The 6,281-nt window shown below is 69.3% G+C and carries 8 protein-coding genes and 1 pseudogene; 8 read left to right on the plus strand and 1 reads right to left on the minus strand.

Going from position 1 to position 6,281, the window contains the following annotated elements; all coding sequences use genetic code 11:
* A partial coding sequence (locus ACFWIC_RS40400; protein WP_380522135.1) for an ATP-binding protein occupies window positions 1–241 on the minus strand: 241 nt, incomplete at its 3' end.
* Window positions 242–556: 315 nt separating this feature from the next.
* Between ACFWIC_RS40400 and ACFWIC_RS40405 the strand changes: the two genes are divergently transcribed.
* The 8 genes and pseudogenes from ACFWIC_RS40405 to ACFWIC_RS40440 all read left to right on the plus strand — a co-directional run.
* Window positions 557–1,420, plus strand: a complete 864-nt coding sequence (locus tag ACFWIC_RS40405; protein ID WP_380364501.1) for a helix-turn-helix domain-containing protein — start codon at window positions 557–559, stop codon at window positions 1,418–1,420.
* Window positions 1,413–1,604, plus strand: coding sequence for a DUF397 domain-containing protein (locus ACFWIC_RS40410; protein ID WP_380364499.1), 192 nt, complete (start codon window positions 1,413–1,415; stop codon window positions 1,602–1,604). The genes ACFWIC_RS40405 and ACFWIC_RS40410 overlap by 8 nt, the downstream gene beginning before the upstream one ends.
* A gap of 48 nt (window positions 1,605–1,652) precedes the next feature.
* Window positions 1,653–1,844 (plus strand): DUF397 domain-containing protein, encoded by a 192-nt coding sequence (locus ACFWIC_RS40415; protein ID WP_380522137.1) that lies wholly within the window; start codon window positions 1,653–1,655, stop codon window positions 1,842–1,844.
* A gap of 57 nt (window positions 1,845–1,901) precedes the next feature.
* Window positions 1,902–2,093: a DUF397 domain-containing protein gene (locus tag ACFWIC_RS40420; protein ID WP_329882029.1), complete on the plus strand. Its 192-nt coding sequence runs from the start codon at window positions 1,902–1,904 to the stop codon at window positions 2,091–2,093.
* Window positions 2,094–2,495: 402 nt separating this feature from the next.
* Window positions 2,496–2,936, plus strand: coding sequence for a hypothetical protein (locus tag ACFWIC_RS40425; protein WP_329882028.1), 441 nt, complete (start codon window positions 2,496–2,498; stop codon window positions 2,934–2,936).
* Complete coding sequence (locus ACFWIC_RS40430) at window positions 2,933–3,712, plus strand: hypothetical protein (RefSeq protein ID WP_380359409.1); 780 nt, start codon at window positions 2,933–2,935, stop codon at window positions 3,710–3,712. Before ACFWIC_RS40425 ends, ACFWIC_RS40430 begins: the two co-directional genes overlap by 4 nt.
* Before the next feature lie 21 nt (window positions 3,713–3,733).
* Window positions 3,734–4,642 carry a transporter substrate-binding domain-containing protein gene (locus ACFWIC_RS40435; protein ID WP_329949419.1) on the plus strand — a complete coding sequence of 303 codons (909 nt, stop codon included), beginning with the start codon at window positions 3,734–3,736 and terminating at the stop codon, window positions 4,640–4,642.
* Window positions 4,643–4,899: 257 nt separating this feature from the next.
* Window positions 4,900–5,880 (plus strand): annotated as a pseudogene (locus ACFWIC_RS40440) (helix-turn-helix domain-containing protein); the annotation flags it as partial.
* Between the last annotated feature and the right edge of the window lie 401 nt (window positions 5,881–6,281).

Consider the following 6,281-nt stretch of genomic DNA (forward strand, 5'->3'; position numbering starts at 1 on the left):
TGCGGGGTTCGGGGAGGGTGGGGCTGTCGTCGGCGACGGAGACGCGGACGGTGCGGGTGGGGAGGAGGACGACCACGACGGTCGGGGCCTGGCAGTCCGCGTGGCGCCAGGCGTTGACGTACAGCTCGTGGAGGGCGAGTTCGGCGTCGCGGATCAGGTCGTCCGGCCAGCAGGCGAGGGCGAGCACGTCCCGCAGCTCCTCGCGGGCGGCGGACCAGTCGGGCGGGTTGAAGGCACGCATGGGGAACCTCCGAGTGAGGTCGTGCGAGTGGGGAGGGTGAGCGTCGGCGGATGCGTCACCGTGAGCCAGGCCCGGCCATGGCTGCTCTGCGGTGCGAGAGGGCAGCAGGCGCCTGCCGCCCGTACGAACAAGCGTTACTGACGACCCGTCGGATCGCTGTGACATTGACGATAGCCCAGAGCGTCTTCAATTGAAGGCGCGATCTGGAAGATTCCCCCTTGCGGGGGAACCGCAGCATCCGGGCCGCCCACGCATGGTTGGACCGCCTCATGGCGCGCGCGGCAGACTGGTCCCAAGCCACCCCGAAAGGACGACATGCCGCTTCGACGCGACCCGACCTTGCGCCAGCGCCGTCTGGGCGCCGAGATGCGGAAGATGCGAGAGCAGGCCGGTCTCGGCGGCAGTCAGCTCGCACGCGCCCTCGGGCTGAACCCCACGCAGGTCACGCAGATGGAAACGGGCAAGATCGGCGTCAGCTCCGACAGGCTACGGACGGTGGCCGCCGCCTGCGCGTGCAGAAACACTCCCTTGATCGACGCCCTCGCCGACATGGCGGTGGAACGAAAGAAGGGCTGGTGGGAGGAGTACCGGGGAGCCCTGGCGACCGACTTCCTCGAAGTGGCAGAGGTCGAGGGCCACGCCCGAAGGCTCTACACCTGCACGACCACGTACATTCCCGGTCTTCTCCAGACGCGTTCCTACGCCGCAGCGGTGTTCGCGCGCGCCACGCCACTTCCCACACAGCAAGACATCGACCTGAGAACCGAATTCCGGATGAAGCGGCAACAGGTCCTTCACTCTCAGCAGGTCCCCTACCTGGCGTTCATCCACGAGGCAGCACTGCGCATGCAGTTCGGTGGACCAAGGATCCTCGTGGAGCAGCTTTCCGCTCTCGCAGGTGCCTCCGAGATGTCTGGCGTCTCGATCCGGGTGATGCCGTTCAGCGCCGACACCTTTCCCGGGTCCAGCGAGAACCTCACCTTCGCCGAGGGTGTGACCCCCGAGCTGGACACCGTGCAGATGGACGTCGCCCAAGCCGTCCAGTTCTTCGACTCGCCAGCACACCTGGCAAGCTACCGATCAGTGTTCGCTCGATTGGAAGCCACCGCCCTACCCGAGGATGAGTCACTGGAGCTCATTCGATCCGTCATGAAGGAAGTTGAGGGTAGGTATGCCTGACCAGGATTGGCAGAAGTCCACCTTTAGCGGTGCACACGACGAGTGTGTCGAGATCCGCACCGTCGATGGGGCGGTAGAGCTGCGGGAGTCCGATGACCCCGGCGTCATGGTCCACACCGACTCCATCACCTTCGCGAACCTCCTCCAAGCCATCAAAGCCGGCGAACTCGACCACCACGCCTGACCACAGGCGGCGGATCTGTAGCGTCGATACCCAGATCACGGAGGCCCCATGACCACCCATGCTTGGCAGAAGTCCAGCTACAGTGGCGCCTCCAGCGAGTGCGTCGAGGTCCGACCGGCTGGAGGCATCGTCGAGCTCCGCGAGTCCGACGACGGGGACGTCATCCTCCGCACCACACCAGTCGCTTTCGCGAACCTCCTCCACGCCATCAAGGCCGGCGAACTCGACCAGCATGTCTAACCTCCGGCGGTGAAACTGCAGCGCCGATGCCCTCCCCACCCAGATCGCGGAGGCCCCATGAGCACCCATGCTTGGCAGAAGTCGAGTTACAGCGCAGCGAACAACGAGTGCGTCGAAGTACGTCTCACGGACGGGCTGATCGAGCTCCGCGAGTCCGACGACGGAGACGTCATCCTCCGCACCACCCCGACCGCATTCACCGGTCTCCTCCACGCCATCAAGGCCGGCGAACTCGACCACCACGCCTGACCTCCGAACGATCCGGAGCACGAAAGCCCCGCCCCGCCAAGCTGGGTGCTCGGCGGGGCGGGGCTTTTGCGATACCAGGACGTTCCCTCCGGATCGCCACTCGGCCCGAACGAGGAATCCCCCTCCCCCGGAGCCCGGCCCGACAGGTGGCCCGGTCCCCGGAAGGGCCGACGCGTCGTCCTCCGGTCCCGCACCGGGGCGAACACCAGGACCGCCGGCAGCCTCGACGCACCCGGGTCCACGGGCCGGCAGCCCCGACCGCCACCACATCGCCCTCCGATCCCGGCAACTGACGGACAGTCAGCCCAGCAAGCCTGATGCGCTGCGGTCCCCCGATCGCTACCATCCCTGTCGACACAGCTATCAGCGTGTGGCCGAGACGTACTGGGGGGGCCAGGGGTCATGTCCGAACTGCTCGCCGACATCACTGCGATTGCTCCGTATTTCACCGTCGCTGCAACCACCTTCGGGACACACCTGACACAGGAAGCCGCCCAACGCGTAGCCGGGGGAACCCTGGACGCGGGCCAGGGATTCTTCCGTCGGCTCTTCGGACGCCACTCCGACGAGGTGGCCGAAGCCCTCGACCGTCACCACCTGCCCGAGGAACAGGTGGACACCCTGCTCAGCGGCCTCGGTGATGCCGAGCGCCTCCGTCTCGCCCAGGCACTGTCCTCGTGGCTCGGCAGCGCGACGACGAGCGGCCTCTCCGCGGAACGGCTGGTGGACCTCGTCCGAACGGCGCCCGCCGGGCCCGTCACGAACACCTCGACCGGCGACCGGACGATCGTCGGCGGCAGCTTCGGCGACAACAACACCTTCAACTTCGGCGACACCCGGTGACGGAACCCCCGGCCGCGAACGGGCCGCCATCCGTCACCTCGACCGGCGACCGCACGATCGTCGGCAGCACCATCGGCGCGGGCAGCATCTTCAACTTCGGCAACGGGCGGAACGGCGACTCGCTGCCGGTCGTGGTCCTGCTGCCGCTCCTGGCAGCGGTCGCCGCCGCCGTCTACGCCGTCCTGTCCTGGCCGGGAGGTCCGCAGCACCAGTACCTCTGGTTCTACCTCGCCCTCTCCGCCGCGTTCGTCGTGGCCGTCCTGTGCGTCATCGGCGGGGCGGCCGCGAAGGGCCCGAAGGGGTCGGCGCCCGCAGCGGTGCCGAGCAAGCCGTCCACGGCCGGCCTGTTGCTCCTGTCCTCCGCGCTGGTCCTCGCGCTCCTCGGTCTGGCCGGACTGGAGGACGTCCGGCGCAACGGCGAGATCACCGTGGAGATCTCCGTCCGGGGCGGCCAGCCCCTGGCCGGCGCCGTCGCCGGGACGCGCACGCTGGTGGTGCCCGCCTCGACGGCCGACAACGTCCGGGACCACCTCCGCCTCGCGCTGACGGTCTCGGACGACAACCCGACGTCCCCCACCTGTGTCCACAAGACGACGGCGACACTGACGCCGACCACGCCGGGAGTCACCCCGACGACCAAGCGGGTGCCCGCGCAAGCCGTCGTCGAGTTCGACCTCGGCGGGAGCCGCGGCGAGGTGACCATCGACGTCACCGTACGCACCGGGCCCGGCTGCAGCATGCAGGTGGCGGCACGCGGAACGCTCTTCAACGACTGACGACGATCCTGGGGGAAGCACGTGACGGGTAAGCGTCGGGACGTACCGGCGATCCGGGCTGCCGCCGTGGCCGCCCTCCTCGCCCTCACCGGCTGCGGGGGCGAGGCGAAGAAGCCCCTGCTCGGCGAGGGGAAGCAAGTACGGGTCGGGGTGAAGAGCGACCAGCCGGGGACCGGCCTCGAACTGCACTCCGGCGAGTTCGTCGGGCTGGACGTCACCGTGGCCAGGGAACTCCTGGAACGGGTCAACGGGGGCACGCCGTTCTTCGACGGCGTCCTGTCCAAGAACCGCGCCCCCTTCCTGCGGAACGAGACCTTCGCCCTCGTGGTGGCCACCTACTCGATCACCGAGCAGCGCATGCGGCCGTTCAAGGAGAACGGCGAGGGGGAGGGTCTCGACTTCGTGGGCCCGTACGCCTCCGGCCAGCAGGGCGTCCTCGTGCGGGCGGACGACCGCGACCGGTTCCGGAGCACCGGCGACCTCGACGGCAAGCTGGTGTGCGTCTGGCGGAGCACGACGTCCGCGTCGGAACTGAACAAGCCCTCCTACAGCAAGGTGCGGCTGAGCGAGCAGGAGGACGCGGGGACCTGCGTCAAGGAGCTCAAGGAGGGGAGGGTGGACGCGGTCTCCACCGACCAGCTGATCCTCTACGGCTTCATGGAGGCGGAACCCACGCTCGCGGTCGTGCCGGAGATCGCGTTCGGGGCGGCCAACGACTACGGCGTCGCCCTCGCGAAGGGCCACCGCAAGGACTGCGAGATCCTGCGGGAGGCCATGAAGAAGTACGCGGTGAGCAACGAGTGGGACCGCGACTTCCAGAACAACCTGCCCAAGGTGCCGTTGGACACGCGCAACGAGGCCAGGCCCACGGCGTCCGAGATCGACGCCCTGTCCTGCCGCGACGGCGTGGGCAACGCAGCCGTGAACTGACCGGGAACACCACCCCCGCTCCCCCGGAGTAGGAAGTCGGCCGGGCCGACTTCCTGCACCGGGGGCAGCCCTCCCGACGCCCGCAACTCCATGTCCCCGGGCCCGGTGGCAACCGGTCGGCAGCATCGCCACCGGGCCCGGGGACCTGCCGGGCCAAGCCGTTCGAACGCGGCCGAGGAGGCCGAGCCGGGCCCGGGCCGTTCCGCGTTCGCCGAGTGGTCGACCAATGGTCGGCAGCCGAGGCGTACTGTCGGCGCATGGCTATCGAGCACCTTGGAGATCGCCTGGCCGAGCTCCGGAGGATGGCCGATCTCACGCAGGAAGGTCTGGCCACGAAGGCCGGCATTTCCGTGGACGTGGTCCGAAAGCTGGAGCAACGGCGGAAGTAGTCAGCACGGCTGCCCACCCTGCACGCCCTCGCCAAGGGCCTCGACGTCGAGCTGACGGCGCTGCTGGGCGACCCACCGGCCGTCCCCTCGACCGGGGACACCGAACCACCGGAGCTCGTGGCCGTGCGCCGTGCGATCACGCCGCCGCTCTTCGCTCCACCGCCCACCCCGGACAGTGCCGACGACCTCTCACTTCCCATGCTCAGGGCCGAGATCGCCGACGCGTGGACGCTCTACCACGAGGCCGACTTCGGTCGCGTGATGAGCATGCTTCCCGAGATCATCGGTGATGCGCGTCTCGCTGCCGCCGTCGGCAAGGGGCAGGACCGACCGGCAGCGCAGCATGCCCTGGGAAAGGCACTGCAACTAGGCGGCCACCTCGCCATTCGGCTGGGTAAGACCGATCTCGGACTGTCCAGTCTGGAAAGGGCGATGGCAGCGGCGGACGCCTCCGGGGACCCGCTCCTGGCAGCGATGGTGTGCAACTCCGTGGCCTGGGCGTATCAGCGGCAGAACCGGCTCGACGATGCCCGGTACCTGGCCGTGCACGCCGCCGACGAAGTGGAGCGGGGCCGCATCACCGACGCCGACGGGCTGCGCGTCCGGGGTGGCCTGCTGATGTCGGCGGCCACGAGTACCGCTCGGGGTGGGGACTTCGAAGGCGCTTCGGACATGATGCGCACCGCCGAGAAGGCAACGACCGGGCTCGCTCGCCTGCCCGCCACCTCGGACGGTCGCATGGTCAGCGTGTTCAGCCGCTCCTCGGTCCGTATCGAGCGCGTGCGGCTGGCTGTGCAGCACGCCCGTCCGGATGAGGCGCTGAGGGTGGCCCGAGGAATGAGACTGAGCGCGGCCGACACGGCACGGCACCAGCCATCCGACACCACCACATCGAGAGGAGCCCCAAGCATGGGCAAGCACGGCGGCGGCAAGGGCGACGGCAAGGGCGGCAAGCAGCAGGACGACAGCAACAAGGGCTCGGGGCACGGCGGCGGCGGGTCCGACGAGGGCGGCAACACCTCCGACGGCTCGTCCCCGGCGAGCGGCAAGTGACCGGCACAACGCACCGGGAGGCGAGCCCCTGTGGGCTCGCCTCCGCGCTGTTGGCCGGTGGCGCACTACCGCTCCAAGGCTGACTTCAGTCGAGATGGTCGGAGCGGGGACGCCGACTCCGGTGGATCTCTGATCGCCGCCGACGGACTCGCGGTCGCGGGGGCCGGGAGGGGGGGGGCGGCGCGGCCCGGGGGCAC

Source organism: Kitasatospora sp. NPDC127035 (assembly GCF_042726075.1).
In the GTDB taxonomy this organism is placed as follows: domain Bacteria; phylum Actinomycetota; class Actinomycetes; order Streptomycetales; family Streptomycetaceae; genus Kitasatospora.